Genomic DNA, 25013 nt, shown 5'->3' on the forward strand with positions numbered 1-25013 from the left:
CCATTCAGGCATCAAAAATGGCTTTTGCGCATGCTGCGCATGCGCCGATTGCTATAAATAACAGAGCAAAAAACCAGCCCGGCGGGTGCGACAATCGCCGCCATGGAATTGCTGCTTGTTTCGATGGCGTCGCTGCTGGCCGGTTTTGTGGACGCCATCGTCGGCGGCGGCGGCCTGATTCTGGTGCCGGCGTTGTTCGCCGTCTTTCCCACCACGCACCCGGCGACCTTGTTCGGCATCAACAAGGGCGCGTCGGTCTGGGGAACGGCGGTGGCCACGACCCAGTACGCGCGCCGCGTCCAGATGCGCTGGTCGGCGCTGCTGCCGGCGGCGGGGGCCGGGTTTTGCGGCTCGCTGGCGGGCGCCTGGCTGGTCACGGTGATCGACCCGGGCTTTCTGCGCAAGGTTCTCCCTTTTGTGCTGCTGGCCGTGCTGGCCTACACGCTAATCAAAAAGGACCTGGGCCGCCACCACACACCGCGTTTTTCCGGCCATGCCGAAACCCTGGCAGCCTGCTGCATCGGCTTGGTGCTGGGGTTTTACGACGGGTTTTTCGGTCCCGGCACGGGCAGCTTTTTCGTTTTTCTGTTCGTGCGCTGGCTGGGCTACGACTTTTTGAATGCGTCGGCGTCGGCCAAGCTGCTCAATACCGCAACCAACCTGGCGGCCCTGGGCCTGTTTGCCTGGAAGGGCCATGTCTGGTGGCATTTCGCGCTGACCATGGCCGTGGCCAATGTCGCGGGCAGCCTGCTGGGCACGCGCCTGGCGCTCAGGCACGGGGCGGGTTTCGTGCGGCTGGTGTTCATTGGCGTGGTCGGCGCGCTGATCCTGAAAACCGGTTTTGATGCTTTCCTGAAATAGCCTTGAGCGCACCGGCGGCCGGGTTGCGCGCAGGGTTGCGCGCAGGTTAAGGCGCGCTGTCTGGTGCAGGAATGACTGCAGAAGCCGGTCCGGCCGGCTTCTGGATGGCCTTGGCAGCCTTGACCGGTTTGGCGGGCTGGACAGCTTTGCCCTTGGCGCCGGCCGGTTCGGCCTTCTGAACGGCGGCGGCTTTTTGCGCTGCGGCCGACACCGTGGCGCCCGGCGTGTCGCCGACCAGCAGCGCATTCATGTCAAGGGCCAGGCGTGGCTTGCCAATCGGTGCCGCAGCCCGGCCCGTCTGCACCGCCAGCATGTCTTCCTCGCTCGGGTACTGGCCCAGCAGCACATAGTCAAACACCCTTCGGGCAATCGGCGCGGCCACGCCGCCGCCCCAGCCGGCATTTTCAACAATCACCGCCAAGGCAATCCTCGGGTTGTCGGCCGGCGCAAATGCCATGTACACCGCATGGTCGCGCTGGTGCTCTTCCAGCCGGGACTTGTTGTACTTGTCGTTCTTGCCAATGCTCACTGCCTGCGCCGTTCCGGTCTTGCCGCCAGACAGGTATTGCGCGCCGGCAAACACCTTGGTCGACGTCCCGCCCTGCGTCACGCCGACCAGCGCCTTGCGGATGATGGCCACGTGCTCGGGCTTGTAGCCCAGGTTGACCGGCGGGTCGGCCGGCAACGGATGCAGCGCGCGCGTCACCGTGTCCTGCGTGCCCATCACCAACCTGGGCTTGTGCTTGATGCCGTTGTTGGCCAGCGTCGCCGTGGCCTGCGCGAGCTGCAGCATGGTGAAGCTGTTGTAGCCCTGGCCGATGCCCAGCGAGATGGTTTCGCCGGCAAACCATTTCTGCTGCTCGGGCCGCTTGAAATAGCTGCGCTTCCAGGCCTGGTTGGGCAGCACGCCGCGCACCTCGCCGTTGATGTCGATGCCGGTGGGCTGGCCAAAGCCCAGCGGCGCCATGAAGTCGTGGATGCTTTCTACGCCCATCTCGTTGGCCAGCGTGTAGAAATACACATTGCTCGACTCGACAATCGCGCGGTTCATGTCCATGGCGCCGCCGCGCTCGTTTTCCGGGCTGCCGAAGCGGTGGCCGCCGAACATGAAGAAGCCCGGGTCGTTGATGATGGCGCTGGGCGAGCGCTTGCCGGTCTGCAGCGCGGCCATGGCCATGAAGGGCTTGTAGGTCGAGCCCGGCGGATAGGTGCCGCGCAATGCCCGGTTGAGCAGCGGCTTGTCGATCGACTCGTTGAGCGCCTGCCAGCTTTCCTGGTCGATGCCATCGACAAACAGGTTGGGGTCGAACGTGGGTTTGCTGACAAACGCCAGCACCTCGCCGTTTCTGGGGTCCAGCGCCACCAGCGCGCCGCGCCGCGCGCCGAACATGTCCTCGACCAGCTTTTGCAGGCCGATGTCCAGCGACAGCATCACGGTGTTGCCCGGCGTCGCCGGACTGCTCGCCAGCTTGCGCAGCGCGCGGCCGCCGGCAGACGTTTCCATCTGCTCGACGCCGGTCTGGCCGTGCAGCTGCTGCTCGAAGCTTTGCTCGACGCCGAGCTTGCCGATGTAGTCGGTGCCGCGGTAGTTGCCGTCTTCCTCGCGGTCCTCGATGGCGTCCTTTTCAGCCTGGTTGATGCGGCCGATGTAGCCCACGACATGGCTGCCCAGCTCGCCATAGGGATAGCTGCGAAACAGCCGGGCTTTGATGTCCACGCCCGGAAAGCTGAAGCGCCGCGCGGCAAAGCGCGCCACTTCCTCATCGCTCAGGCGGGTGCGCAGCGGAATCGACTCGAAGCTTTTCGATTCTTCGCGCAGGCGCTTGAAGCGGCGCTTGTCGCGCGGCTGGATATCGATCAGCTGCTCCAGCGCGGCGATGGTCTCGTCCAAGTCCGCGACCTTGGACGGCGTGATTTCCAGCGTGTAGGCCGAATAGTTGGATGCCAGCACGATGCCGTTGCGGTCCAGGATCAGGCCGCGATTCGGCACGATGGGAACAATCGCCGTGCGGTTGCTTTCAGCCTGCGCGCGCAGGTCTTCGTGGCGATGCACCTGCAGGTAGAACAATCTGGCCGCCACCAGCGAAAAGCACAGAAAAACCACCAGGCCGGCCACCAGCACCCGGACGCGAAACCGCGACAGCTCGGCTTCAACGTTTCTGAGTTCAGTCATGGGTTTGGGATTCGGCGTGGGTTAAAAAGTGCCGGGTGGCGCAATGGAAAAGCGGGAAAGTCGTTCACAAGGCAGAACGGGGTCATTAAAACAGGGGCATCTGATCAGTTGGGGACAGAGCTTGCCGCTGGCCTTCGGCTGGCGGGCTGCGGTCTGTCCCGCAAAGCCTCACAAGGGTCGGTTTTCATCGCGGTCTGGCGTTCGCAATTGCGGCACCAGCAGCAGCACGCTCGCCACCGGCCACAGCAGCGCTTCGGCCAGCGGCGCGACCCCCATGATCCAGCCCGGAAAAATGCCGCCGCCGAGCAGCCGCAGGATCAATTCGACGGCATGCGCCGCCGCAAACAGCGGCAGCACCTGCAAGGCCTGCAGCGGCACCTTGAACCACAGCAGCCGGCGCTGGATCATGGAGGCGAAAAAGCTCAGCGCAACATAGGAAAAGGCATGCTGCCCCAGCAAGGAAGTCTGGTGCACATCCATCGCCAGGCCGAACATGAAGGCGATGCCGATGCCCACCCTGAGCGGCTGGTGCACGCCCCAGAACACCAGCACCAGCGCCAGGAAATCAGGCATCCACGGCACCCGGCCCAGCGGCAGCATGTTGAGCAGCAGGGCCGCCACCAGGCTGCTCCAGATGAACACCGGATTGGCGGGCAGCAGCAGTTGCTGGCCGGAGCGCATGATCATTTGGCATACCCCCTTCGGGCAGGCACGGCCGGCGCGGTGCTGGAAGATGGCAGCGCCAGGTCCGCCGTGACCGGCTGGACGACGATGACATGCCGCGCGCCGTTGGTGAGCGCCTGCGGCACGCAGTAGATCTTGGAAAACGCCGATTCGGCCCGATGCTCGACGCGGCTGACCCGGGCCACCGGCAGGCCGGGCGGGTAGACGCCGTCCACGCCGCTGGTGGTCAGCAGGTCGCCTTCCTGGACATCGGCATTGCTGCCCATGAAGCGCAGCTCCATGCCGCTGCCGCCCACCGTCGGATCGCCATAGGCCACGCTGCGCGCGCCAGTGCGCACATTGAGCACCGGAATCGCCAATTCGGCATCGACCACCAGCGTGACCTCGCTGACCAGCGGATGCACCCGCGTCACCTGCCCCAGCACGCCGGACTCGTCAAGCACCGGCGAGCCCAGCGCGACCTGCTGCGTCTGCCCCTTGTCGATGATGACCTTGCGGGTATAGGGATCGGCGGCGTCGTACACCACCTCGGCCGCGGTGGCCGGCGTGGCAAGCTGCTCCTTGAGATCGAGCAGCTTGCGCAGGCGGTTGTTTTCCTGCATCAACAGTTCGACCTGGCCGGCGCGCAGCGACTGCAGCGCCAGCTTTTCCCGGGCCTGGGCACTTTCGGACTGCGCCTGGCCCAGGTCGGTGAAATAGCTGCTGGCGCTGCGCACCGCATGGACCGGCTGCAGGGCCAGCCACTGCACCGGGAACAGGGCGGTGGCAATGGCGGCGCGGATTGGCTGGGTGACGTTGAAGCGCGCATCGGCCACCATCAGGAACAGCGACAGCGCGCCAAAAAAAATCAGCTTGGAAAATACCGACGGCCCCTGGTTGAAAAAGGGCGGCAGGGATCTGTCGAGGGTTCCTAGAGCCATGGTGCGTGGTCAGGCAGGTCCGGCTTCAATGCGACACCGGACTGGCCCGAGGGATGGCGTGGTGAAAAAGGCTTATTCCGTGGTGAAGATCGAGCCCATGCGGTCCATGCGCTCCAGCGCAATGCCGCAGCCGCGCACCACGCAGGTCAGCGGGTCTTCGGCGACCAGCACCGGCAGGCCGGTTTCCTCGGCCAGCAGGCGGTCCAGGTCTCTCAAGAGCGCGCCGCCGCCGGTCAGCATCATGCCCCGGTCGGAAATGTCGGCGCCAAGTTCGGGCGGCGTCTGCTCCAGCGCGTTCTTCACGGCCGAGACGATCTGGTTGAGCGGGTCGGTCAGGGCTTCGAGAATTTCGTTGCTGGAGATGGTGAAGCTTCGCGGCACGCCTTCGGACAGGTTGCGACCCTTGACTTCCATTTCCTTGACTTCGGAGCCCGGAAAGGCCGAGCCGATGGTCTTCTTGATCACTTCAGCCGTCGGCTCGCCGATCAGCATGCCGTAGTTGCGGCGGATGTAGTTGATGATGGCCTCGTCGAAACGGTCGCCGCCGACGCGCACGCTGCCTTTGTAGACCATGCCGCCCAGCGAGATCACGCCGACTTCGGTGGTGCCGCCGCCGATATCGACCACCATCGAGCCGCTGGCCTCGGATACCGGCAGGCCGGCGCCCAGCGCGGCGGCCATGGGTTCCTCGATCAGATAGACAGCAGCAGCGCCAGCCGCTTCGGCCGCGTCCTTGATGGCGCGGCGCTCGACCTGGGTGGAACCGCAGGGCACGCAGATGATGATGCGCGGGCTCGGCGTGAGCAGACGGCGCGGATGCACCATCTTGATGAACTGCTTGATCATCTGCTCGGTGATGACGAAGTCGGCGATCACGCCATCCTTCATCGGGCGGATCGCCTCGATGTTGCCGGGCACCTTGCCCAGCATGGCTTTGGCTTCGCGGCCAACCGCCTGAATCACCTTTTTGCCATGCGGACCGCCTTCGTGGCGGATCGCGACCACCGACGGCTCATCCAGCACAATACCCTTGTTGCGCGCAAAAATCAGGGTATTGGCGGTACCGAGATCAATCGCCAGGTCGGTGGAAAAGTACCGACGGTATGCTTCAAACATGTTCAGGAATCCGGTTGGGGCATGGGCAAACTTCGTTGCCGCATCGCCTTTTATTATTAATCAGCAGTGAAAAGGGAGGACGTAGGAGATCAGGTTGCGCAACCTGTTTGAAGCGTCTAAAAAGCACCTAAAGGGTGGATCAGGCCTTGAATTCACGCCAAAGGCGGGATAATAACGCATCCACCCGATTCGGCGTGGCACAATGCCCCGTTTTTTTGGCGTTACAGCTGGTTTCAATTGCTGTTTCCGCGTCCTGTTCAAGGCGACTTTTCCCTTCTTTTGCACTACTTCACAAGCGCTTATGGTATTGACATTTAAAGACATAGAACGCGTGGCCAATCTGGCGCGGCTTGAACTCCGGCTTGATGAAACCGAGCGCACGCTGAGCCAGCTCAACGGCTTTTTTGCCCTGGTCGAGCAGATGGAGGCGGTCAATACCGACGGCGTGGAGCCGCTGGCGCACCCGGCAGCGCTGCTTGGCGAGGTCGCCCTGCGCCTGCGCGACGACATCGCCAGCGAACCCAACCAGCGCGAGGCCAGCCAGGTCAGCGCCCCGGCCGTCGAGCGCGGCCTGTTCCTTGTGCCGAAAGTGATCGAATGAGCAGCCTTTCTTCCAGCCCCCTGAACCTTGACCTGCACGACCTCGGCGTGACGCAGCTCGCCGCCCAACTGGCCGCAGGCAGCATCTCCAGCGTTGAAGTCACGCAGCATTTCCTGAACCGCATCGGGCAACACGCCAGCCTGGGCGCCTTCCTGTCCACCAATGCCGACGTGTCGCTGGCGCAGGCTAGAGCCGCCGACGCGCGGCTGGCTCTAGGGGAGCGCACGCCTTTGCTGGGCGTGCCGCTGGCGCACAAGGATGTGTTTGTCACGCGCGACTTTCCGACCACCGCCGGCTCGAAGATGCTGGCCAACTACCGCAGCCCTTTTGACGCCACCGTCGTCAGCCGGCTGGGCGTTGGCGCAGGCGGGGCCGGCATGGTCACGCTGGGCAAGCTCAACTGCGACGAGTTCGCCATGGGTTCCGGCAACGAAAACAGCGCCTACCAAAAAGTGCAGAACCCCTGGGACTTGAGCCGCGTGCCCGGCGGTTCCTCGGGCGGCTCGGCCGCAGCCGTGGCAGCGCGCCTCGTGCCAGCCGCCACCGGCACCGACACCGGCGGCTCGATTCGCCAGCCCGCGTCGCTGACCGGCATCACCGGCATCAAGCCGACCTACGGCCGCTGCTCGCGCTACGGCATGGTGGCGTTTGCCTCCAGCCTGGACCAGGCCGGCCCGATGGCACGCAGCGCGCTCGACTGCGCGCTGCTGCTCTCCGCCATGGCCGGACCCGACCCTGACCGCGATTCGACCTCGCTGGACCTGCCCGCCGTCAATTACGCTACTGATTTAATAGCTACTCCCACAGACGGAACAAGCGCAAAGCCCCTAAAAGGCTTGAGAATCGGCCTGCCGACGCAGTTTTTCGGCGCAGGCTGCGCGCCCGACGTGCTGGCCGCCGTGCGCGCGGCGCTGGCCGAGTTTGAAAAGCTGGGCGCCACGCTGGTCGATGTCAGCCTGCCGCTGACGGAATTGTCGATTCCGGTCTATTACGTGATTGCCCCGGCCGAGGCCAGCAGCAACCTGAGCCGCTTCGACGGCGTGCGCTACGGCCATCGCGCCAGCCACTACACCGACCTGAACGACATGTATAAGAAGTCGCGCAGCGAAGGCTTCGGCGACGAAGCCACGCGCCGCATCATGATTGGCACCTACGTCCTGTCGCACGGCTACTACGACGCCTACTACCTCAAGGCGCAAAAAATCCGCCGCCTGATCGCGCAGGATTTCCAGACCGCTTTCGCGCAATGCGACGTGATTGCCGGGCCGGTCTCGCCGACCGTCGCCTGGAAGATCGGCGAAAAATCGAACGACCCGGTGGCGAACTACCTGGCCGACATCTACACCCTGTCGTCGAGCCTAGCCGGCCTGCCCGGCATGAGTGTTCCGGCCGGTTTTGGCGCGGGCGGCATGCCGGTCGGCCTGCAGCTGATCGGCAACTATTTCAAGGAAGCGCAGCTGCTGGGCGCGGCGCACCAGTTCCAGCTGGCGACCGACTGGCACCAGAAAGCACCGAAGGCATCCGCATGAGCAAAACCACAAAATCCCTGCTGGACAAATTGGTAAATGGCTACGAAGTCGTCATCGGCTTTGAAACCCACACCCAGCTGACGACGAAATCGAAAATCTTCAGCCGCGCCTCGACCGCCTTTGGCGCCGAGCCCAACACCCAGGCCTCGGCCGTGGACTTCGCCCTGCCCGGCGCGCTGCCGGTGATGAACAAGGGGGCGGTGCAGCGCGCCATCGAGTTCGGCCTGGCGGTGAACGCGCACATTGCCGAGCAAAGCGTGTTCGCCCGCAAGAATTACTTCTATCCCGACCTGCCCAAGGGCTACCAAATCAGCCAGTTCGAGATTCCGGTCGTGCAGGGCGGCGTGGTCGAGTTTTTCCTCGACGGCGAGAAAAAATCCGTGCGCCTGGTGCGCGCCCACCTTGAAGAAGACGCTGGCAAGTCGCTGCATGAAGACTTCATCGGCCAAAGCGGCATTGACCTAAACCGCGCCGGCACGCCGCTGCTGGAAATCGTCACCGAGCCCGACATGCGCTCGACCGCCGAGGCGGTGGCCTATGCGAAAGAGCTGCACAAGATCGTCACCTGGATCGGCATTTGCGACGGCAACATGCAGGAAGGCAGCTTTCGCTGCGACGCCAACGTGTCGGTCAGGAAACCCGGCGAGCCGCTGGGAACGCGCCGCGAGATCAAGAACCTCAACAGCTTCAAGTTCATGCAGCAGGCCATGGACTACGAGGTGCGCTGGCAGATCGAGCAGATCGAGGACGGCCACGCCATCCAGCAGGCCACCGTGCTGTTTGACCCGGATACGGGCGAGACGCGCAGCATGCGCAGCAAGGAAGACGCCGCCGATTACCGCTACTTCCCTGACCCGGACTTGCCGCCGCTGGTGATTGGCCGGGACTGGGTGGAAAAGACCCGCTCGGAAATGTCGGAACTGCCGCGCGTGATGGCGGCGCGCTTCATCGCCGACTACGGACTGAGCGAGTACGACGCCGGCCAGTTGACGCAGAGCAAGGCCACGGCGGCTTATTTTGAAGCGGTGGCGAGCGCCAGCGGGCAAGCCAAGCTGGCCAGCAACTGGGTGATGGGCGAATTGTCGCGCCGCCTCAATGCTGAGGAAAAATCGATTGAGGCGTCCAGCGTCAATGCAGGCCAGCTGGCTTCGCTGATTGGCCGAATCGCCGATGGCACAGTGTCCAACAATGCGGCCCGCCAGGTGTTTGACGCCCTCTGGACCGGCGAAGGCCAGGACGTAGACGCCTTGATTGACGCAAAGGGCCTCAAGCAGATGAGCGATACCGGCGAACTCGAAGCCATCATCGACGACGTGCTAGCGGCAAACGCCAAGAACGTCGAGGAAGTGCGCGCTGGCAATGCCAAAGCGTTCAACGCGCTGGTCGGCCAGGCCATGAAGGCGACCAAGGGCAAGGCCAATCCGGCGCAGGTGAATGAATTGCTGAAGAAAAAGCTGGCTTGACCGGCCGCTTTCCGTTCGCCAAGATGCTATCGAAAATGTAGCCACTTACGCTCGCCAGCAAAGCGTAAACAGGCAATTTGGCTTAAAAAATCAGTTCGTGACGGTCCGGGAAACGCCAACGCCGCTTTAGGCTGGCGGACTCACCAGCGCCCACAGTTGCTTGAGCTTGGCCAGCTCTTCATCAAAGCGCTGGTTGACGCGCTTTTTTTCCCGTTCCTGCTCGGCAATGAACTTTTGCTGGACGGCGACGCTGTCCTCGTTTTCTTCCAGCCTGCGCTTGAGCGATGCGGGCGCCTTGGACGGGTCCTTGACGTAAAACTCCAGTTCGCCGCCCAGGGACTTGCGCTGGTCGGCCAGTTCGCCGCGCCGCTTGTTTGATGCCTTGATGACTTCATCGATCTGCAGCAGCGCGGCCGCGCGTTCGCGGTCATGCACCGCCGGCGTCGGATAGCGCAGCAGCAGCGCCTTGTCGCGGCGCCGCTCCTCGGCGTCCCGGGCGCGCAACCCGGCCGCCCGCCTGTCTTTTTCATCCTGCGCAGCCTGTTCATGCGCGGTCAGTGAAGGGCCAACCTGGTGCTTGACCATGCCGGACGGCGACAGCGCGCGCTGGGTGCGGTCAGTGCATTCGGCGATCGGCCGGTCTGCGGTGAGGGTGCGGCCTTTCGCATCCACGCAGGAATAGATGTCCTGCGCCGCCGCAGCGCCGCCCAGCAAGAAAACCAGGGCTGCGAGAGCGGGCGTGAGCAGTGAGGACGGGCGCAATGTGGTTTCTTCTTCAGTTGACGCCGTAGCGTTCACGGTAGGCCAGAACCGACTGGTAATGGTCTTGCAACTGCCGTGCCTCGGCGCTTTCGCCGCCAGCGGCACCACTGCGCTGCAAGTCCAGATACTGCAGCAAGTCGCTCAGCCGCGCAATGGCGCAAACCTGCAAACCGAGTTGGCGCGTGACATATTGCACCGCGCTGTGCTCGACGTCCACGCCATTTTCTGTGGCCTTTTCCTGGCGGTCCAGCGCAATCGCCACCGCATGCGGCGTGGCGCCGGCCGCCTGGATCAGCGCAATCGACTCGCGCACGGCGGTGCCGGCGGACATTACGTCATCGACGATCAGCACCCGGCCCTTGAGCGGTGCGCCGACCAGCGTGCCGCCTTCGCCGTGGTCCTTGGCTTCCTTGCGGTTGTAGGCAAACGGCAGGTTGCGCCCCAGCCGCGCCAGCTCGATGGCCACGGCGGCGGCCAGCGGAATGCCCTTGTAAGCCGGGCCGAAGATCATGTCGAAGGCCAGGCTGCTCCGCGCTTCTTCGGCCAGCAGCGCGCGCGCATAAAATTGCGCCAGCCGGCCGAGCTTGGCGCCGTCGTCAAACAGGCCGGCGTTGAAAAAGTAGGGACTCATGCGGCCGGCCTTGGTCTTGAACTGGCCGAAGCGCAGCACCCCCGATTCGACGGCGAACTGCACGAATTCCTGCGCCAGGGTGCTGCCTGCCGGCGTTTCCCCGTCCTGATGGTCTGCCCGCCCTGTTGTCGTATTCATTGAAAATCCCATGTTCACGCTATGTTTAGATTAACCAGCCTCAACCTCAACGGCATCCGTTCCGCCGCCACCAAGGGCCTTCAGGAATGGATGGTCCAGTCCCTGCCGGATTGTATTTGCGTGCAAGAGCTCAAGGCGCAGGCGGCCGACCTGAGCGGGCGCTTTGAAGAAATCGCCGGGCACAAGGGTTATTTTCAGTTTGCCGAGAAAAAAGGCTATTCAGGCGTCGGCATCTACACCCGCCACGAACCGAGCGACGTGATCGTCGGCTATGGCTCGACCGAGTTCGAGGCTGAAGGCCGCTATGTCGAACTGCGCTTTGACCGGCCCGGCCGCGCGCACAGCCCCAAACTGTCGATCATCAGCTGCTACTTTCCCAGCGGCTCGTCGGGCGAGGAGCGCCAGGCGGCCAAGTTCCGCTTCCTGGCCGAGTTGTTCCCGCACTTGGCGGCCTTGAAACAGTGCGGCGGCACCCCGCGCGAATTCGTGCTGTGCGGCGACATCAACATCGCGCACCAGGAAATCGACCTGAAGAACTTCAAGGGCAACCGCAAGAACAGTGGCTTTCTGCCAGAGGAACGCGCCTGGATGACCGGTCTATTGACCCCCACGCTCCCCACTGCGTGTGGTTCGCTGCCCTTGCAGGGCGCCACGCCGCCGGAGGCGGCGCATCTGCAGGCTGTCCAAGCCCGCGCAGGCGGGCTCGGAGCCGCAGCCTTCAGCCCCGAGGGGGCCGCTGCGCCTGCGGCCCGGCAAAGCCGGTTCCGCAGCCACGGCTTGCAAGAGACTTCTATAACCGTCGCCGTTGCACCTGCAACTGCCCTGGACAGTCCTGCAAAGGGTGGGGGCCTGGTCGATGTCTACCGCCAACTGCACCCGGCCACCACCGGCGACGCCTACACCTGGTGGAGCAACCGGGGCCAGGCTTATGCCAAGAACGTCGGCTGGCGGCTGGACTACCAGCTGGCGACACCGGGCTTTGGCGCCACCGCCCGCTCGGCGGCGATTCACAAGGAGCAGCGTTTCAGCGACCATGCGCCGCTGACGATTGATTACGACTGGACGCTTTGAACGCGCGCAGGCCTGGCGTCAGACAGCTTGCAGGCTTTCGGCATCTTCAGGGCAGAAGGCGACAAGGCGACAAGGTGACAAGGTGACAAGGTGACAAACACCATCACCATCTCCGCCTTGCGCTGCAAGAACTCCACCGCATGCGCCGTGAGGTGGACAAACACCCGTTCGCCGGACTTCTTGCGGTGACGCACCACGCCCCTGTCGCGGTGGTCGTCCTGCGGGCCGTGCATGAGCGCCTGCAGGCGTGAAAGGTCCTCGGCCGGGACAGATCGGTCAGCTTCATCAACAGCAACGCTTCACGCGAATAGCCGTAAAACACGGCGGTGGTGTCATTCGCGGCGACGGATTCCAGGGTCTGGCGGTCATGCGCCCACCGCAGTGCATGTCAATGAAACAAGTGTTGCGGTGCCTTTCAAACACCGCAACTGCGGGCTTGACTATTCCAGATTGCCTGGGCGCACAGCCCTGATCGCGGAAGTTTGATGCGACAGTTTGACGGGTTGGCCGCTTATGCCGCAGCTGCGCTCTTGGTGCGGAAAATCACTTCCCCGTCAGGCACGCGCACCACGCGCACTTCCGTTTGCAGCGGCCGGGTCACGCTCTTGGCCGCAACTGCCACGGCAAGCGAAGAATTGTCGTAAAGATGGTCAAAGTCAATCGAAAGCAACAAATTGCTGGTAAGCGTACCGCTGCTTTCAATTTTGAATTTTGGAGAGGACATGAGGAACCCTTGTCTTAATAGTTATGTGCCTGACCCGTGGCCATCAGGACTTAAGCCGCCGCCGCCGGTCCGAAACCAGCACATTGACACGGCACGCTGACTTTACAAAAAGCATAGCCGCCAGATGACGCAAATTTTAGGTAAATAGCACCGCCAGAACATCCCCACAACAAGGTATAAAAAGGTTTTACTTGGCAACAAAAAGTAATATTTAACGCAGTAACACCGCCGGATTTCCTCAAAAAAAGGTTGCTGAAAGCGCCTCTGGGAAAGTGAATAGCCGCCCCCCGCGCAAGGGGTGCGCGCCCTGCCGGGGTTGGCAAGGCGTCAGATTTTCTGTCCGGCTTCGTCCACCGGGCTTTTGGAGATACTGCAGCGCTGAGCCCCTGAAAGGAATAAAGCCATGCACATCCTCTGGACCTATCTGCGGCCGCACCGCGCGCTTGCGGCGCTCGCCTTGCTGCTGGCCGCCATCAGCCAGGTGCTGGCGCTGGTCGATCCGATCATCTTCGGCAGGATCATCGACGACTACGCCATCGGCCGCGCCGGCAAGACCGAGGAAGAACTGGTGTCAGGCGTGCTGTCGCTGCTCGGGCTGGCGGTGGGCGTGGCCGTGCTGTCGCGGCTGGCCAAAACGCTGCAGGAGTATGCGACGCGGCTGCTGGTGCAGAAGTTCGGCACGCAGATCTTCAACGACGGGCTGCGCCAGGTGCTGCGGCTGAAGTACCAGGAATTTGAGGACCTGCGCAGCGGCGAAACGCTGTCGCTGCTGCAAAAGGTGCGTGCCGACAGCGAGCGCTTCATCAACGCCTTCATCAACACTTTTTTTGCAGCCATCGTGGGCATCGGTTTCCTGAGCTGGTATTCGGTCACCCGGCACTGGCTGCTGGTGCCGGTGTTCCTGGTCGGCGTGCTGCTGATGGGCGGGCTGACCGGGCTGCTGAGCCGCGAGATCAAGACCCAGCAGCGCTCCATCGTGCGCGAAACCAACCGCAACTCGGGCTTCATCACCGAATCGCTGCGCAATATCGAGCTGATCAAGAGCCTGGGCCTGACCTTTCCCGAGATTCGGCGGCTGCAGGCGCAGACGATGAAAATCTTTGCGCTGGAGATGAAGAAAGTCAGGCGTATCCGGCTGTTGTCCTTCTTGCAGGGAAGCACGCTGAGCCTGCTCAAGCTGGCGATCTTGTTTGCCCTGCTGTGGCTGATCTTTCGCGACGTGCTGAGCACCGGCGAGCTGATCGCGATGCAGTTCATCTCGGTGGCGATTTTTGCGCCGCTGCAGGAACTGGGCAATGTGATCGTCGCCTATCGAGAGGTCGAGACGTCGCTGCTGAACTTTGACGCGCTGATGAAAAAGCCGGTCGAGCGCCGGCCCGAGTCGCCGGTCAAGACCGGACCGATCACGTCGGTGCGCTTTACCGATGTCAGCTTTCGCCACAAGGGCGCCGCCGACAACGCGCTGGAGTCTCTGTCGTTTTCGGCCGGGCTGGGCGACACCATCGCGTTTGTCGGCCCGTCGGGTTCGGGCAAGTCCACCCTGGTCAAGCTGCTGGTCGGCCTGTATTCGCCGGCCAGCGGCCAGGTGTTCTACAACGGCATTTCGACCCGCGACCTGCGCTACAACGAGGTGCGCCGGCAAATCGGCTTTGTCACGCAGGAAACGCACCTGTTTGCCGGCACGCTGCGCGAGAACCTCCAGTTCGTCAAACCCGACGCGACCGACGCGGAAATCATCGCCGCGATGGAGCAGGCCTCGTGCGCCTACCTGCTGGACAAGTCGCCCGAGGGGCTGGACCTGATCATTGGCGAGATGGGCATGAAGCTGTCGGGCGGCGAAAAGCAGCGGCTGTCGATTGCCCGGGCCTTGATCCGCCATCCGCGCCTGTTGATTTTTGACGAGGCCACGTCGGCGCTCGATTCGATCACCGAAGAGCAGATCACCCGCACGGTGCGCCAGCTGTCGGCCAGCAGCAGCCGCATCACGCTCCTGATTGCGCACCGCCTCTCGACCATCATGCATGCCAACACCATCTTCGTGCTGGAAAAAGGCGGCATCGTGGAAAGCGGCAGCCATGCGGAACTGCTCGACGCCAAGGGCCTGTACTACGCGATGTGGCGCCAGCAGATCGGCGAACGGCCGAGCCGGCACGCTGCGGTGGCGTCAATCGACGCCTAGCCGCTACTACTGCGCCATGCGCACGCGGCGCGCGGCTTCCTCGGCGCTGGCGTCGTCGATCTCGCGCAGCACGCCGCGCACATCGACTGGCCCGGTCTTGCGCTTGAAATGGCCAGTCAGCAGCGTGTCGGGATACAGCACGCCGCGCTGGTACAAGTCCCACATCTCGTTGCCGTAGTCGATGGTCAAGAGGTCTGGCGCGAAACGGCCAAAGAAGTTGCGCAGGTTGGCGACGTCGCGCAGCAGCATGCGGCTGGCGTGGTTGTTGCCGGCGGCGTCCACCGCCTGTGGCAGGTCGATGATGACCGGGCCGTCCTCGGCCAGCAGGATGTTGAACTCGGACAGGTCGCCGTGGACGATGCCGGCGCACAGCATGCGGATGACTTCGGTGATCAGGCTCGCATGGTGCCGGCGCGCCTGCTCGGGCGTGAAGTCCACGTCGTTCAGGCGCGGCGCGGCGTCGCCGTTCGCGTCGGTCACCAGTTCCATCAGCAGCACGCCGTCGCAAAAGTTGTAGGGCTGGGGCACGCGCACGCCGGCATCGGCCAGTTTGTACAGGGCATCGACCTCGGCGCTTTGCCAGGCGGCCTCGCTGGCCTGCCGGCCGAACTTCGTGCCCTTGGCCATGGCCCGCGCCTGGCGGCTGTTCTTGACCTTGCGGTTCTCGGTGTAGTCAACCGCCTGGCGAAAGCTGCGCTGGTCGGCTTCCTTGTAGATCTTGGCGCAGCGGGTTTCATCGCCGCAGCGAACGACATAAACCATCGCTTCCTTGCCGCTCATGAGCTGGCGGACAACGCTGTCAATCAGGCCCTCTTCAACGAGGGACTGGAGTCTTGGAGGTGCTTTCATGAGCGCCATTGTCCCCTGCCCGGCCGCTGGTTCCACCCCGCACTAGACGACTGGTCTAATTTTATGTATGATCAGCCACATGAGTCACGATCACCTAGACGTCAAACAGCACATCCTCGATACCGGCAGGGCCATCATTCTGGGCAAGGGGTTCACGGCCGTTGGCCTGAACGAGATCTTGTCTGCCGCGCGGGTTCCCAAGGGCTCGTTCTACCATTACTTCAAATCCAAGGAATCGTTTGGCGAAGCGCTGGTGGACAGCTATGTGACAGATTACCTGACGCATATTGACGCCCTGCTCCAGCCCGATGGCTCCCCGGCCGCCGAGCGCCTGATGCGCTACTGGAACAGCTGGATGACGACCGGCGAAAGCGAGAGTGCGCAATGCAACTGCCTGGTCGTGAAACTGAGCGGCGAGGTGTCGGACATGTCCGAGGCGATGCGCGTGGCCTTGCTGCGCGGCACCAACCTGATCGTTGAACGGCTCGGCAACTGCATCCTGGAAGGGCTGGCCGACGGCTCGCTGTCCGGAGAGTTCGACGCGCATCACACCGCGCTGACGCTGTACGAGCTGTGGCTGGGCGCTGCCCTGCTGACCAAACTGCGGCGCGAGCGCAGCGCACTGGATGCGGCCATGAGGTCCACCCTGGGTTTGTTGAATCTGCCGCGCCGGCTCACGGCCTGAGCGCCTCTTTCAATCTTCGGTTCCCCCAACCTTTCCCCGCCCGTACAGGATGCCCAGGCATCCACCTTGCGAGCGGATTTTTTGTAACCCATCATTAGCCGACCGGTCTATTTAAAAAAGAACCCCATGAAAAATTTCGAGTTTTACAACCCCACCAAAATTGTCTTCGGTCCCGACAAGGTCGCCGAGCTGGCCAATCTGGTCCCGGCAGCGGCCCGGGTGCTGATTCTTTTCGGCGGCGCCAGCGCCCAGAAAACCGGCACGCTGGACGAGGTCAAGGCGGCGCTCGGTTCGCGCGTGGTGCACGAATTCGGTGGCATCGAGCCGAATCCGACCTATGAAACGCTGATGAAGGCGGTCGAGCAGGTCAAGCTCGAAAAGATCGATTTCCTGCTGGCCGTGGGCGGTGGCTCGGTCATTGACGGCGCCAAGTTCGTCGCGGCCGCAGCCTGTTTTGACGGCGAGCCGTGGGACATCCTGCTCAAGGGCGGCAGCCTGGTGAATCAAGCTCTGCCGTTCGGCACGGTGCTGACCCTGCCCGCCACCGGTTCCGAAATGAACAGCGGCTCGGTCGTCACGCGCAAGGCCACGCACACCAAGCTGGCCTTCATGAGCCGCCATGTCTTTCCGCAGTTCTCGGTGCTGGACCCGACCAAGACCTACACCCTGCCTACGAAGCAGATCGCCAACGGCATTGCCGACGCGTTCGTGCACACCGTCGAGCAGTACCTGACCTACCCGGTGCAGGCGCTGGCGCAGGACCGCTTCGCCGAAGGGCTGCTGCAGACGCTGATTGAAATCGCGCCCAAGGCCCTGGCCGAGCCCGAGGACTACGACACCCGCGCCAACCTGATGTGGACCGCCACGCTGGCGCTCAATGGCCTGATCGGCGCCGGCGTGCCGCAGGACTGGGCGACCCACATGATCGGCCACGAGCTGACCGCCCTGTACGGCATCGACCACGCGCGCACGCTGGCCATCGTGCTGCCGTCGCTGCTCAAGGTGAAGCGCGAAACCAAGCGCGCCAAGCTGCTGCAGTATGCCGAGCGCGTCTGGCACATCACCAGCGGCACCGATGACGAGCGGATTGACGCAGCCATTGAGCGCACCCGCGCGTTTTTCGAAAGCCTGGGCATTCAAACGCAGCTGTCCGGCTACGCGCTGGGCCAGGAAGCCGTCGATGCGGTGGTCGCCCAGCTCGAAGCGCACGGCATGACCGCGCTTGGCGAGCACAAGGACATCAGCCTGGAAGTCAGCCGCGCCATTTTGCAGGCGGCGCTGTAAGGCAAGCACATCACCCGGGCGCCTGCGGGCTTGATGTTCGCAGGCCACCGGCCTCACGGCTGGCAGATCAAAACCCGGTCTTATTTTTTTAAACCCATTACCCCAAGAAACCCATGCTGAAAAAACTGCTTTCCCCCTTGAAAATCGGCGATCAAACCATTCCCAACCGCGTGGTCATGGCGCCGCTGACCCGCTCGCGGGCCGGCCAGCCCGGTGACATTCCGAATGCGCTCAATGCCGAGTACTACACCCAGCGCGCCACGGCCGGTTTGATCGTCACCGAAGCCTCACAGATTTCCCGCCAAGGCCAGGGCTACGCGCTGACGCCCGGCATCTATACCGACGCCCAGGAAACCGGCTGGAAAAAGGTTGTGCAGGCGGTGCATGCTGAAGACGGCCATATCGCGCTGCAGCTCTGGCATGTCGGCCGCATCTCGCATTCGCTGCTGCAGGAAAATGGCGCGGCACCGGTCGCGCCTTCAGCGCTGATTGCAAAAGGCGCCCAGTGCTTCGTGATCCAGCCCGACGGCAAGGCCGAAAACGTGCCGACCGAAACGCCGCGCGCGCTGGCGACCGAAGAGCTGCCTGGCATCGTGGACCAGTACCGCCAGGCCGCCAGGCGCGGCAAGCGGGCCGGTTTTGACTTTCTGGAACTGCATGCGGCCAACGGCTATCTGCTGCACCAGTTCCTGTCCACCAACAGCAACCAGCGCACCGACGCCTACGGCGGCAGCCTGGAAAACCGCGCCCGCCTGACGCTCGAAGCGCTCGATGCCATCATCCAGGTGGTGGGCGCCGGTCAGGTCGGCGTGCGGCTGTCACCGCACTTTGCCGCGCACGACATCGCCGATGCCGAAGCCGAGGCCAGCGCCCTGTACCTGGCCAAAGCCTTCAGCGAACGCGGCGTTGCCTACCTGCATATCGCCGAGCCCGACTGGGCCGGCGGCCCGGAATTGACCGATGCCTTCCGCGCGCAACTCCGCGCGGCCTTTAACGGCGCGTTGATTTTTTGCGGTGGCTACACGGCTGCCGATGCCGAGGCACTGATTGCGCAAGGCACTGCCGATGCCGTGGCATTCGGCCGGCCGTTCATTGCCAATGCCGATCTGGTCGAGCGTTTCCGCCAGGGCGCCGAACTCAATACCCCTGACCGCACGACGTTTTACGGCGGCGGCGCGCACGGTTACACCGACTACCCGACACTGGACTTGCAGCCGGCCTAAGGCATGGGCGCTTTCAAGCGTGCTATTAAAAATATAGCTGCTTGCGCCCGTCGCGCTTGCGCAAAAGCACTTTTTGATTGATAAAAGATGCTGGACAGCCATTTGGCTGATGTTGAACGCTCATCCCCTGCCGCGGCTGCGGCAGGGACGGCACCAGAAAGAATGGACATTCCATGAAAATCCTAATGGTTCTCACCTCGCACGACCAGCTCGGCAACACCGGTAAAAAGACCGGTTTCTGGCTGGAAGAGTTTGCCGCGCCCTTCTATGCGTTCAAGGACGCGGGCGCCGACGTCACGCTGGTCTCGCCCCAAGGCGGCCAGCCGCCGCTGGACCCGGTAAGCGACGAGGCCGACGCGCAGACCGATGCCACGCGCCGCTTCAAGGCCGACCCCGTAGCGCAGGCCGCGCTGGCCCACACCGGCAAACTGTCGGAAGCATCGGGCGACAGCTTTGACGCACTGTTTTACCCTGGCGGCCACGGCCCGCTGTGGGACTTGGCCGAAGATCTTGACTCGATCAAGCTGATCGAATCCATGGCGGCGGCCGGCAAAATCGTTTGCGCCGTGTGCCATGCGCCGGGCGTGCTGCGCCACGCCAAGGCTGCCGACGGCCAGCCGCTGGTGCAAGGCAAAAACGTCACCGGCTTCACCAATACCGAAGAAGCGGCGGTCCAGCTGACCGATATCGTGCCTTTCCTGGTCGAAGACGTGCTGGTGAAAAACGGCGGCCAGTACAGCAAAGGCGACGACTGGGCGCCCTATGTCGTCACCGACGGCAAGCTGATCACCGGCCAGAACCCGGCGTCGTCAGAGCCTGCGGCGCAGGCCGTGCTGCACCAGCTCAAGGGCGAATAGTCAAGCATTGGCCCCACGGACTCGCAGCCTGACGACCGACGGCCGGCCAGGCCGTCCCGGGGTTCAATTGTTCATCTGTCAACCGAAACAAAAAGGAAACCATGGCCTACCAAAGCACCAACCCTTTCGACGGAAAAGTCCTTCAAACCTTCGAGCAGATCAGCGACGCGCAGCTTGAGGAAAAGCTCAGCCAAGCGTCCAGCTGTTTTGAAGACGACTGGCGCGGCAAAAGCTTTGCCGAGCGTTCCGCCGTGCTGGCGCGCGCCGCCGCCATTTTGCGCGAACGCCCGCAGGAGTTTGCCGAGCTGATCACGCTGGAAATGGGCAAGCTGCTGCCGCAAAGCCTGGGCGAAGTCGCCCTGAGCGCGGCCATCCTCGACTACTACGCCGAAAACGCCGAGCGTTTCCTGGCACCCGAAAAGCTGAGCACGCCCCGGGGCGAGGCCATGGTTGAAAGCAGCCCCATCGGCGTGCTGTTCGGCGTCGAGCCGTGGAACTACCCGTACTACCAGATCGCCCGTTTTGCCGCGCCCAACCTGATGGCCGGCAACGTGGTCATGGTCAAGCATTCCTCCAGCGTGCCGCAGTGCGCTCTAGCCTGGGAACGGCTGATGCAGGAAGCCGGCGCACCGCTTGGCGCCTACACCAACCTGTTCATCTCCAAGGACCAGGTCGCGCAGGTGATTGACGATGTGCGCATCCGCGCCGTGGCGCTGACCGGCAGCGAAGCCGCCGGCGCCGTGGTCGCCGCGCGGGCCGGGCAGAACCTGAAGAAGACGACGATGGAACTCGGCGGCAGCGACGCCTTCATCGTGCTCGACGACGCCGACCTCGACAAGGCAGTCAAGCATGCCGTCAGCGGCCGCATGGGCAATTCGGGCCAGGCCTGCACCGCGTCCAAGCGTTTCATTGTGGTTGAGTCGATGGCCGACAGTTTCCTGGAGAAATTCCAGGCCGCGCTGGAAAACTTCAAGCCCGGCGATCCGATGGACAAGCAAACCACGCTGGCGCCGTTGTCGTCAATCGAAGCACTGAAGAACCTGCTCGTCCAGGTGGACGAGGCGGTAGCCGGCGGCGCGCGCGTGCTGACCGGCGGCGAGCGCATCAAGGGCCACGCAGGCGCCTTCATGCAGCCGACCATCCTGACCGACATCGACAAGGGCAATCCGGCCTACCACCAGGAGTTCTTTGGCCCGGTGGCGCTGTTCTTCCGCGTGGCCGACGAGGATGCGGCCGTGGCGCTGGCCAACGACTCGCCGTTCGGCCTGGGCGGCTCGGTGTTCACGCAGGACATCGAGCGCGGCAAGCGGCTGGCGCGGCGCATCGACACCGGCATGGTGTTCATCAACTCGGGCGCCTCGTCGTCACCGGAACTGCCGTTCGGCGGCGTGAAGAATTCAGGCTATGGCCGCGAACTCTCAAGCGCGGGCATCCAGGAATTCGTCAACAAGAAGCTGATCCGTGTGAGTTGAAAAGCCTTTTATTGCTATTGAAATAATAGCATTTTCGGCAAGATAGAAAAGCGCAACAGCCACATTTCGCTGAAATTTTGGCGGCTGTGCCTTCGCTTGGACTGGAACCGAAGCTATTGGCCCGCTGGCCAGTGGCTCGGTGGCCAGGCCAGCATTTCAAGGTGTTCAATCACCTGAAAAAGCGAACCTGGTTTTTGATCCCGGGATTGTCCCGGTTGGGCGCGCCATTGCCATGGGATTGAAAAACCTCGGCAAACATGGGCGCGAGCAAGTTGTTGCCGTACTCGCTCAAATGGTTGTCGTCGTAGTAGAGCGGCCGTCCGTTTTTGACACTGAGGCAGCGACCATTCGGGCAAAGATAGGGCAAGGGGTCAAGGATCTTCACGCCGCACTGGTCGCGCGCGGCATCCTGCGCGGCCCAGATGAAGGCGTTGCGCTGGTGGTAGTCGGCCAGGGAAACCGAGATTTCCTTGTGCTGGCCGAATAACATGGCACGTGACATGGCCTTGGGCACCTCAACTCCCATCTCCGGAATGGGTCGGACCAAATAAACACGGTGATCCTTGGCCAGCCGACAGGCCATTTGCGAAATTGCGTTTGCGTATTCTTTGAGAAATTCGGGCTCTGAGTTCAGGTAGGGACGAGATAGATATACCCAGGGCCCATTGATGAGTTTGGGACTTCCATTCTCTCCGATGGCGTACAAGCCATGAAGGTTGACCATGACCAGCGGGATGTCACGCGGCACATTTTTCAACTGCTGCATCATCCATTCGTTGTAGCCGCCACAGTTCCTTTCTGGCCACCGGCTGGTCACTTTTTCAAGCGTAGGACACCCAGAGTAAGACCACTCCATGACACCCATTCCGGCGTCCTGGGCGTTGGCGGTCACCGCAGAAACAAGGGCATTTGCGTGGCTGTCGCCCATCACAATGGCGCCTAGACGACTTCCGCCGTGCATACAGGAGGGCGAGACCGATCCAGTGGCAACCCAGCATTCGTTTCGCCGGGGATTTATGTCCAGCGCGCCTTGATGCATGCGTTCAATCTCCGGCGAAAACCGTCCAGGCACGCCCTCTTTCACGCGAACCCCAACCCCCGGCGCCGCCACGGCCACCGCAGTTCCCAGCAACGCCATTGCTCCCCAGCCCATCCGAAGCCGACCCAAATGAACCCGGGCCGGTGTTTCCACCAGCCGGTAAGACAGATCACCCAGGATAAGCGTCAAAATGAGCCCGGCAGCGATCGCCTTCGAGTCGTCCCGCCACTCCAGATAGGTCAGCGCCACCACGATCGGCCAGTGCCAGAGGTACAGTGAATACGAGCGTGTGCCCAGCCACTGCGCGAAAGGGTTCCCGGTCCATGCCGAAACAGATCGGGCGGCCAGCAGTACGGCGGCCGTGCCCAGCACCGGCACCAGCGCACGCCAGCCCGGCCAGGGCGATGAGGCGTCAAAGCCGGCGAATGACCCCATCACCAGGGCAATGCCTGCCACTTCGAGCGCAGTGCGCTGTCGCGCCGTCAGCGCCCAGCGGTTTGCCAGCAAACAAGCCAGGCCGCCAGCCAGCATTTCCCAGGCGCGCGTGGGCAGCAGGTAAAAAGCCGCCGTGGGCCGCAGCGACGTTGCCGCCACTGTCAAGGCAAGCGAGGCTAGCAAGCCCGCAGCCATCACCACGATCAGGGGACGTCGTCCGGGGCGCCACTTCCACATGACCAGCAACACCAGCGGCAGCAGCAGGTAAAACGGCCACTCCACTGCCAGCGACCAGGTGTGCAGCAGCCATTTTTCATGCGAAGCCGCGTCAAAGTAACCCGCCTCAAGCCAGAACTTGATGTTGGAGAGAAAAGCCAGGCTGAACACTGCCTGGCTGCCCAGCAGCTTGTACTCAACGGGCAGCAACACCCACCAGCCCAGCGCCAGCAGCACCGCACACAGCACGATCAGCGCGGGAAGAATGCGGCGCGCCCTTGCCAGGTAGAAAGCGAGAATGGAAAATCCCCCGCGCTCCAGACCGCTGACCACGATGCCGGTCATCAAAAAGCCCGAAATCACGAAAAACACATCGACCCCGACAAAGCCGCCGCGAAAGCCAGGGATGCCAAAGTGATAAAAAGTGACCGCCGCGACGGCCCAGGCCCGCAAGCCATTGATGTCGCTTCGAAAACCGGGGGGCGGTGCTGGCGTTCTGAATCACAGGTTCATCCTGGTTTGCAGGCGTTGCCAAATCACTCGCGTCTCAAGCGTGAAGCTGCAAAGAACACGCAGCGCAGCCGAGGTTCGAGGGTCAGGGCGGTGGCCATAAAGCGGTTTTGCGCCTGTCAATAAGCCGCAGTGTCTTTGAAGACAAGGCGTATCGTTTTTAAAATAATGATCATGTCCAGCAGCAGCGACCATTTGCGCAAATAGTCCAGGTCAAAATCAACGCGGGCCTGCATTTTTTCCAGCTTGTCGGTTTCTCCGCGCAAGCCGTTCACCTGCGCCCAGCCAGTAATGCCGGGCCGGACCTTGTGCCGGACCATGTAGCCCTTGATCAGCGTGCGGTACATCTCGTTGTGCGCAACCGCATGGGGACGCGGACCCACAATGCTCATGCGGCCTTGCAGCACATTGATGAATTGCGGCAGTTCATCAAGCGAGCTCTTGCGCAAAAATGCCCCGACCGGGGTAATGCGTGAATCGTTTTTGGTGGCCTGCTTGACCGTGCCGCCGTCTTCGGTAACGACCATGGTGCGGAATTTATAAACGACGATCTGCTCGCCATCAAGCCCATAACGCCGCTGCCTGAAAATGACGGGGCCGGGCGAAGTGGCCTTGACGACCACGGCAATCAGCAGCAGCAAGGGGAAAATCATCAGCAGGATCAGCGTCGAAAATACGATGTCGCTCCCACGCTTGAGAAAATCCCTGAAACCCCTGAACGGCGTGTCACACACCGAGATGACATCGACGCCACACAACGACTGGCTTCGGCCCTGGATCAGGTCGGTGATGAACATGTCGGGAACAAAGTAAATCGAACAGGTCGTGTCTTTCAGGCTGTCCAGGATTTCCAGGATTCTGGGCTGGGCGGTCATGGGCAATGACAGGTAAACGGACTGGACACGGTGTTTTTTGACATAGGCGGTCAGGTTCTCGATTTTCCCGAGCACCCGGTAGCGCTCTTGCCGGCTGATGCGGTCCACGCTCCGGTCTTCAAAAAATCCAAGGAATGCCGTGCCGGCATAGGGGGCGAGTTCGACTTTTCTGGCAAGGGCAAGGCCCTGTTTGTTCATGCCGACAATCACCATCCTGCGCGATAGCACTTGAACCCTGAACAACCCGGGCGCTACTGCGCGACCCACCAGCTGCGCGCTGGCCAGGGAAAGCGGAGCAGCCCAGAACCAGTTGAGAATCACGTCACTGGAAAAATACCGTGTGTAATAGGCGGAAAAATCACCCATTTTGAAAATCAAGGCAATGCAGCACCAGAAAAATATGATGCTCATTGTGTTTTTCTTGAGCAATGACTTGAAGTGCATGGAACACAGGACTGAGAGCAAAAATACCGCGCCAGACAGGCCGAGGTAGGCCGGGCGCAGCGATCCTTCAAAATAAAATACCAGCAACCATAATGGAAATACCAGTATCAGCGCCATGAAACCGCCTTCAGCGACCTCGGCAAGGCAATTGCCTGCCGGCCTGTTCCATGTATTTTCTTCGTTGCCTTCCAGATAAACAGGTTTTGTGAGCATGAAGGTTACCTATTATTTTTAAAAGAAATCGAAGCTGGATGCAGTTGTTTTGTTTGGAA

23 protein-coding genes are annotated in these 25013 nt (G+C 62.4%); 11 read left to right on the forward strand and 12 right to left on the reverse strand.

All coding sequences use genetic code 11. The features are described from left to right. Positions 1–102 precede the first annotated feature (102 nt). Complete coding sequence (locus tag ACP7AD_RS11660) at positions 103–861, forward strand: sulfite exporter TauE/SafE family protein (RefSeq protein ID WP_426147619.1); 759 nt, start codon at positions 103–105, stop codon at positions 859–861. Positions 862–907: 46 nt separating this feature from the next. Here ACP7AD_RS11660 and mrdA read toward each other — a convergent pair whose 3' ends face one another. The 4 genes from mrdA to ACP7AD_RS11680 all read right to left on the reverse strand — a co-directional run bounded on the left by mrdA (position 908) and on the right by ACP7AD_RS11680 (position 5754). Continuing rightward, positions 908–3034: a penicillin-binding protein 2 gene (mrdA, locus tag ACP7AD_RS11665; protein ID WP_426147617.1), complete on the reverse strand. Its 2127-nt coding sequence runs from the start codon at positions 3032–3034 to the stop codon at positions 908–910. A 168-nt stretch (positions 3035–3202) separates the two neighbouring features. Beyond that, entirely contained in the window at positions 3203–3721 is a 519-nt protein-coding gene (gene mreD, locus ACP7AD_RS11670) for a rod shape-determining protein MreD (protein WP_426147616.1), read from the reverse strand. Continuing rightward, positions 3718–4638: a rod shape-determining protein MreC gene (gene mreC, locus ACP7AD_RS11675; RefSeq protein ID WP_426147614.1), complete on the reverse strand. Its 921-nt coding sequence runs from the start codon at positions 4636–4638 to the stop codon at positions 3718–3720. Before mreC ends, mreD begins: the two co-directional genes overlap by 4 nt. 72 nt (positions 4639–4710) lie before the next feature. After that, positions 4711–5754: a rod shape-determining protein gene (locus tag ACP7AD_RS11680; RefSeq protein WP_426147612.1), complete on the reverse strand. Its 1044-nt coding sequence runs from the start codon at positions 5752–5754 to the stop codon at positions 4711–4713. A gap of 301 nt (positions 5755–6055) precedes the next feature. On the opposite strand from ACP7AD_RS11680, the gene gatC reads away from it, so the two are divergent. The 3 genes from gatC to gatB are packed head-to-tail and all read left to right on the forward strand — an operon-like array spanning position 6056 to position 9347. Then, positions 6056–6355 (forward strand): Asp-tRNA(Asn)/Glu-tRNA(Gln) amidotransferase subunit GatC, encoded by a 300-nt coding sequence (gatC, locus tag ACP7AD_RS11685; RefSeq protein WP_426147611.1) that lies wholly within the window; start codon positions 6056–6058, stop codon positions 6353–6355. Beyond that, a complete protein-coding gene (gene gatA, locus ACP7AD_RS11690; RefSeq protein WP_426147609.1) occupies positions 6352–7884 on the forward strand; it encodes an Asp-tRNA(Asn)/Glu-tRNA(Gln) amidotransferase subunit GatA in 1533 nt (510 codons plus the stop codon). The genes gatC and gatA overlap by 4 nt, the downstream gene beginning before the upstream one ends. Further along, the gene (gene gatB / locus ACP7AD_RS11695; RefSeq protein ID WP_426147607.1) at positions 7881–9347 is read left to right on the forward strand and encodes an Asp-tRNA(Asn)/Glu-tRNA(Gln) amidotransferase subunit GatB; all 1467 of its coding nucleotides are present in this window, start codon (positions 7881–7883) and stop codon (positions 9345–9347) included. Before gatA ends, gatB begins: the two co-directional genes overlap by 4 nt. A gap of 126 nt (positions 9348–9473) precedes the next feature. Here gatB and ACP7AD_RS11700 read toward each other — a convergent pair whose 3' ends face one another. Then, positions 9474–10109, reverse strand: coding sequence for a DUF4124 domain-containing protein (locus ACP7AD_RS11700; RefSeq protein WP_426147605.1), 636 nt, complete (start codon positions 10107–10109; stop codon positions 9474–9476). A gap of 13 nt (positions 10110–10122) precedes the next feature. Beyond that, positions 10123–10878 carry an orotate phosphoribosyltransferase gene (gene pyrE, locus ACP7AD_RS11705; protein WP_426147604.1) on the reverse strand — a complete coding sequence of 252 codons (756 nt, stop codon included), beginning with the start codon at positions 10876–10878 and terminating at the stop codon, positions 10123–10125. Between the two features lie 21 nt (positions 10879–10899). Between pyrE and ACP7AD_RS11710 the strand changes: the two genes are divergently transcribed. Beyond that, positions 10900–11949: an exodeoxyribonuclease III gene (locus ACP7AD_RS11710; protein WP_426147602.1), complete on the forward strand. Its 1050-nt coding sequence runs from the start codon at positions 10900–10902 to the stop codon at positions 11947–11949. On the opposite strand, the gene ACP7AD_RS11715 is transcribed toward ACP7AD_RS11710, so the two are convergent. Continuing rightward, positions 11931–12182: a hypothetical protein gene (locus tag ACP7AD_RS11715; RefSeq protein WP_426147601.1), complete on the reverse strand. Its 252-nt coding sequence runs from the start codon at positions 12180–12182 to the stop codon at positions 11931–11933. The genes ACP7AD_RS11710 and ACP7AD_RS11715 overlap by 19 nt on opposite strands. Positions 12183–12460: 278 nt before the next feature. After that, a complete protein-coding gene (locus tag ACP7AD_RS11720) occupies positions 12461–12673 on the reverse strand; it encodes a hypothetical protein (protein ID WP_426147599.1) in 213 nt (70 codons plus the stop codon). Between the two features lie 403 nt (positions 12674–13076). Between ACP7AD_RS11720 and ACP7AD_RS11725 the strand changes: the two genes are divergently transcribed. Then, positions 13077–14852 (forward strand): ABC transporter ATP-binding protein, encoded by a 1776-nt coding sequence (locus tag ACP7AD_RS11725; RefSeq protein ID WP_426147597.1) that lies wholly within the window; start codon positions 13077–13079, stop codon positions 14850–14852. Positions 14853–14858: 6 nt separating this feature from the next. Here the strand turns inward: ACP7AD_RS11725 and ACP7AD_RS11730 are convergent, their stop codons facing one another. After that, positions 14859–15701 (reverse strand): PA4780 family RIO1-like protein kinase, encoded by an 843-nt coding sequence (locus ACP7AD_RS11730; RefSeq protein ID WP_426147595.1) that lies wholly within the window; start codon positions 15699–15701, stop codon positions 14859–14861. Between the two features lie 79 nt (positions 15702–15780). Between ACP7AD_RS11730 and ACP7AD_RS11735 the strand changes: the two genes are divergently transcribed. The 3 genes from ACP7AD_RS11735 (at position 15781) to ACP7AD_RS11745 (ending at position 18893) form a co-directional block, all read left to right on the forward strand. Continuing rightward, the gene (locus ACP7AD_RS11735) at positions 15781–16386 is read left to right on the forward strand and encodes a TetR/AcrR family transcriptional regulator (protein ID WP_426147594.1); all 606 of its coding nucleotides are present in this window, start codon (positions 15781–15783) and stop codon (positions 16384–16386) included. A 126-nt stretch (positions 16387–16512) separates the two neighbouring features. Next, entirely contained in the window at positions 16513–17670 is a 1158-nt protein-coding gene (locus tag ACP7AD_RS11740; RefSeq protein WP_426147592.1) for an iron-containing alcohol dehydrogenase, read from the forward strand. Between the two features lie 113 nt (positions 17671–17783). Then, complete coding sequence (locus tag ACP7AD_RS11745) at positions 17784–18893, forward strand: alkene reductase (protein ID WP_426147591.1); 1110 nt, start codon at positions 17784–17786, stop codon at positions 18891–18893. A 25-nt stretch (positions 18894–18918) separates the two neighbouring features. Here ACP7AD_RS11745 and ACP7AD_RS11750 read toward each other — a convergent pair whose 3' ends face one another. Further along, a complete protein-coding gene (locus ACP7AD_RS11750) occupies positions 18919–19068 on the reverse strand; it encodes a hypothetical protein (RefSeq protein WP_426147590.1) in 150 nt (49 codons plus the stop codon). Here ACP7AD_RS11750 and ACP7AD_RS11755 point away from each other — a divergent pair. Both ACP7AD_RS11755 and ACP7AD_RS11760 read left to right on the forward strand, forming a co-directional pair. Then, a complete protein-coding gene (locus ACP7AD_RS11755; RefSeq protein ID WP_426147588.1) occupies positions 19067–19750 on the forward strand; it encodes a type 1 glutamine amidotransferase domain-containing protein in 684 nt (227 codons plus the stop codon). The genes ACP7AD_RS11750 and ACP7AD_RS11755 overlap by 2 nt on opposite strands. Positions 19751–19851: 101 nt before the next feature. Next, on the forward strand, positions 19852–21222 hold the full coding sequence (locus tag ACP7AD_RS11760) for an NAD-dependent succinate-semialdehyde dehydrogenase (RefSeq protein WP_426147587.1): 1371 nt from the start codon (positions 19852–19854) through the stop codon (positions 21220–21222). A gap of 169 nt (positions 21223–21391) precedes the next feature. On the opposite strand, the gene ACP7AD_RS11765 is transcribed toward ACP7AD_RS11760, so the two are convergent. Together ACP7AD_RS11765 and ACP7AD_RS11770 are read right to left on the reverse strand one after the other, a co-directional pair. Next, positions 21392–23365, reverse strand: coding sequence for an acyltransferase family protein (locus tag ACP7AD_RS11765; RefSeq protein WP_426147585.1), 1974 nt, complete (start codon positions 23363–23365; stop codon positions 21392–21394). A gap of 176 nt (positions 23366–23541) precedes the next feature. Then, the gene (locus ACP7AD_RS11770) at positions 23542–24954 is read right to left on the reverse strand and encodes an undecaprenyl-phosphate glucose phosphotransferase (RefSeq protein ID WP_426166136.1); all 1413 of its coding nucleotides are present in this window, start codon (positions 24952–24954) and stop codon (positions 23542–23544) included. Positions 24955–25013 lie beyond the last annotated feature (59 nt).

The organism is Polaromonas sp. DSP2-3-2b2, from assembly GCF_049895905.1.
Taxonomy (GTDB): domain Bacteria; phylum Pseudomonadota; class Gammaproteobacteria; order Burkholderiales; family Burkholderiaceae_C; genus Polaromonas.

Excerpts from the sequence above, each read along its gene's own strand:
- ACP7AD_RS11660 (WP_426147619.1), top strand. The coding sequence starts at position 103 with ATGGAATTGCTGCTTGTTTCGATGGCGTCGCTGCTGGCCGGTTTTGTG.
- mrdA (WP_426147617.1), bottom strand. The coding sequence starts at position 3,034 with ATGACTGAACTCAGAAACGTTGAAGCCGAGCTGTCGCGGTTTCGCGTC.
- mreD (WP_426147616.1), bottom strand. The coding sequence starts at position 3,721 with ATGATCATGCGCTCCGGCCAGCAACTGCTGCTGCCCGCCAATCCGGTG.
- mreC (WP_426147614.1), bottom strand. The coding sequence starts at position 4,638 with ATGGCTCTAGGAACCCTCGACAGATCCCTGCCGCCCTTTTTCAACCAG.
- ACP7AD_RS11680 (WP_426147612.1), bottom strand. The coding sequence starts at position 5,754 with ATGTTTGAAGCATACCGTCGGTACTTTTCCACCGACCTGGCGATTGAT.
- gatC (WP_426147611.1), top strand. The coding sequence starts at position 6,056 with ATGGTATTGACATTTAAAGACATAGAACGCGTGGCCAATCTGGCGCGG.
- gatA (WP_426147609.1), top strand. The coding sequence starts at position 6,352 with ATGAGCAGCCTTTCTTCCAGCCCCCTGAACCTTGACCTGCACGACCTC.
- gatB (WP_426147607.1), top strand. The coding sequence starts at position 7,881 with ATGAGCAAAACCACAAAATCCCTGCTGGACAAATTGGTAAATGGCTAC.
- pyrE (WP_426147604.1), bottom strand. The coding sequence starts at position 10,878 with ATGAATACGACAACAGGGCGGGCAGACCATCAGGACGGGGAAACGCCG.
- ACP7AD_RS11710 (WP_426147602.1), top strand. The coding sequence starts at position 10,900 with ATGTTTAGATTAACCAGCCTCAACCTCAACGGCATCCGTTCCGCCGCC.
- ACP7AD_RS11715 (WP_426147601.1), bottom strand. The coding sequence starts at position 12,182 with ATGCACGGCCCGCAGGACGACCACCGCGACAGGGGCGTGGTGCGTCAC.
- ACP7AD_RS11720 (WP_426147599.1), bottom strand. The coding sequence starts at position 12,673 with ATGTCCTCTCCAAAATTCAAAATTGAAAGCAGCGGTACGCTTACCAGC.
- ACP7AD_RS11725 (WP_426147597.1), top strand. The coding sequence starts at position 13,077 with ATGCACATCCTCTGGACCTATCTGCGGCCGCACCGCGCGCTTGCGGCG.
- ACP7AD_RS11730 (WP_426147595.1), bottom strand. The coding sequence starts at position 15,701 with ATGAAAGCACCTCCAAGACTCCAGTCCCTCGTTGAAGAGGGCCTGATT.
- ACP7AD_RS11735 (WP_426147594.1), top strand. The coding sequence starts at position 15,781 with ATGAGTCACGATCACCTAGACGTCAAACAGCACATCCTCGATACCGGC.
- ACP7AD_RS11740 (WP_426147592.1), top strand. The coding sequence starts at position 16,513 with ATGAAAAATTTCGAGTTTTACAACCCCACCAAAATTGTCTTCGGTCCC.
- ACP7AD_RS11745 (WP_426147591.1), top strand. The coding sequence starts at position 17,784 with ATGCTGAAAAAACTGCTTTCCCCCTTGAAAATCGGCGATCAAACCATT.
- ACP7AD_RS11755 (WP_426147588.1), top strand. The coding sequence starts at position 19,067 with ATGAAAATCCTAATGGTTCTCACCTCGCACGACCAGCTCGGCAACACC.
- ACP7AD_RS11750 (WP_426147590.1), bottom strand. The coding sequence starts at position 19,068 with ATGGAATGTCCATTCTTTCTGGTGCCGTCCCTGCCGCAGCCGCGGCAG.
- ACP7AD_RS11760 (WP_426147587.1), top strand. The coding sequence starts at position 19,852 with ATGGCCTACCAAAGCACCAACCCTTTCGACGGAAAAGTCCTTCAAACC.
- ACP7AD_RS11770 (WP_426166136.1), bottom strand. The coding sequence starts at position 24,954 with ATGCTCACAAAACCTGTTTATCTGGAAGGCAACGAAGAAAATACATGG.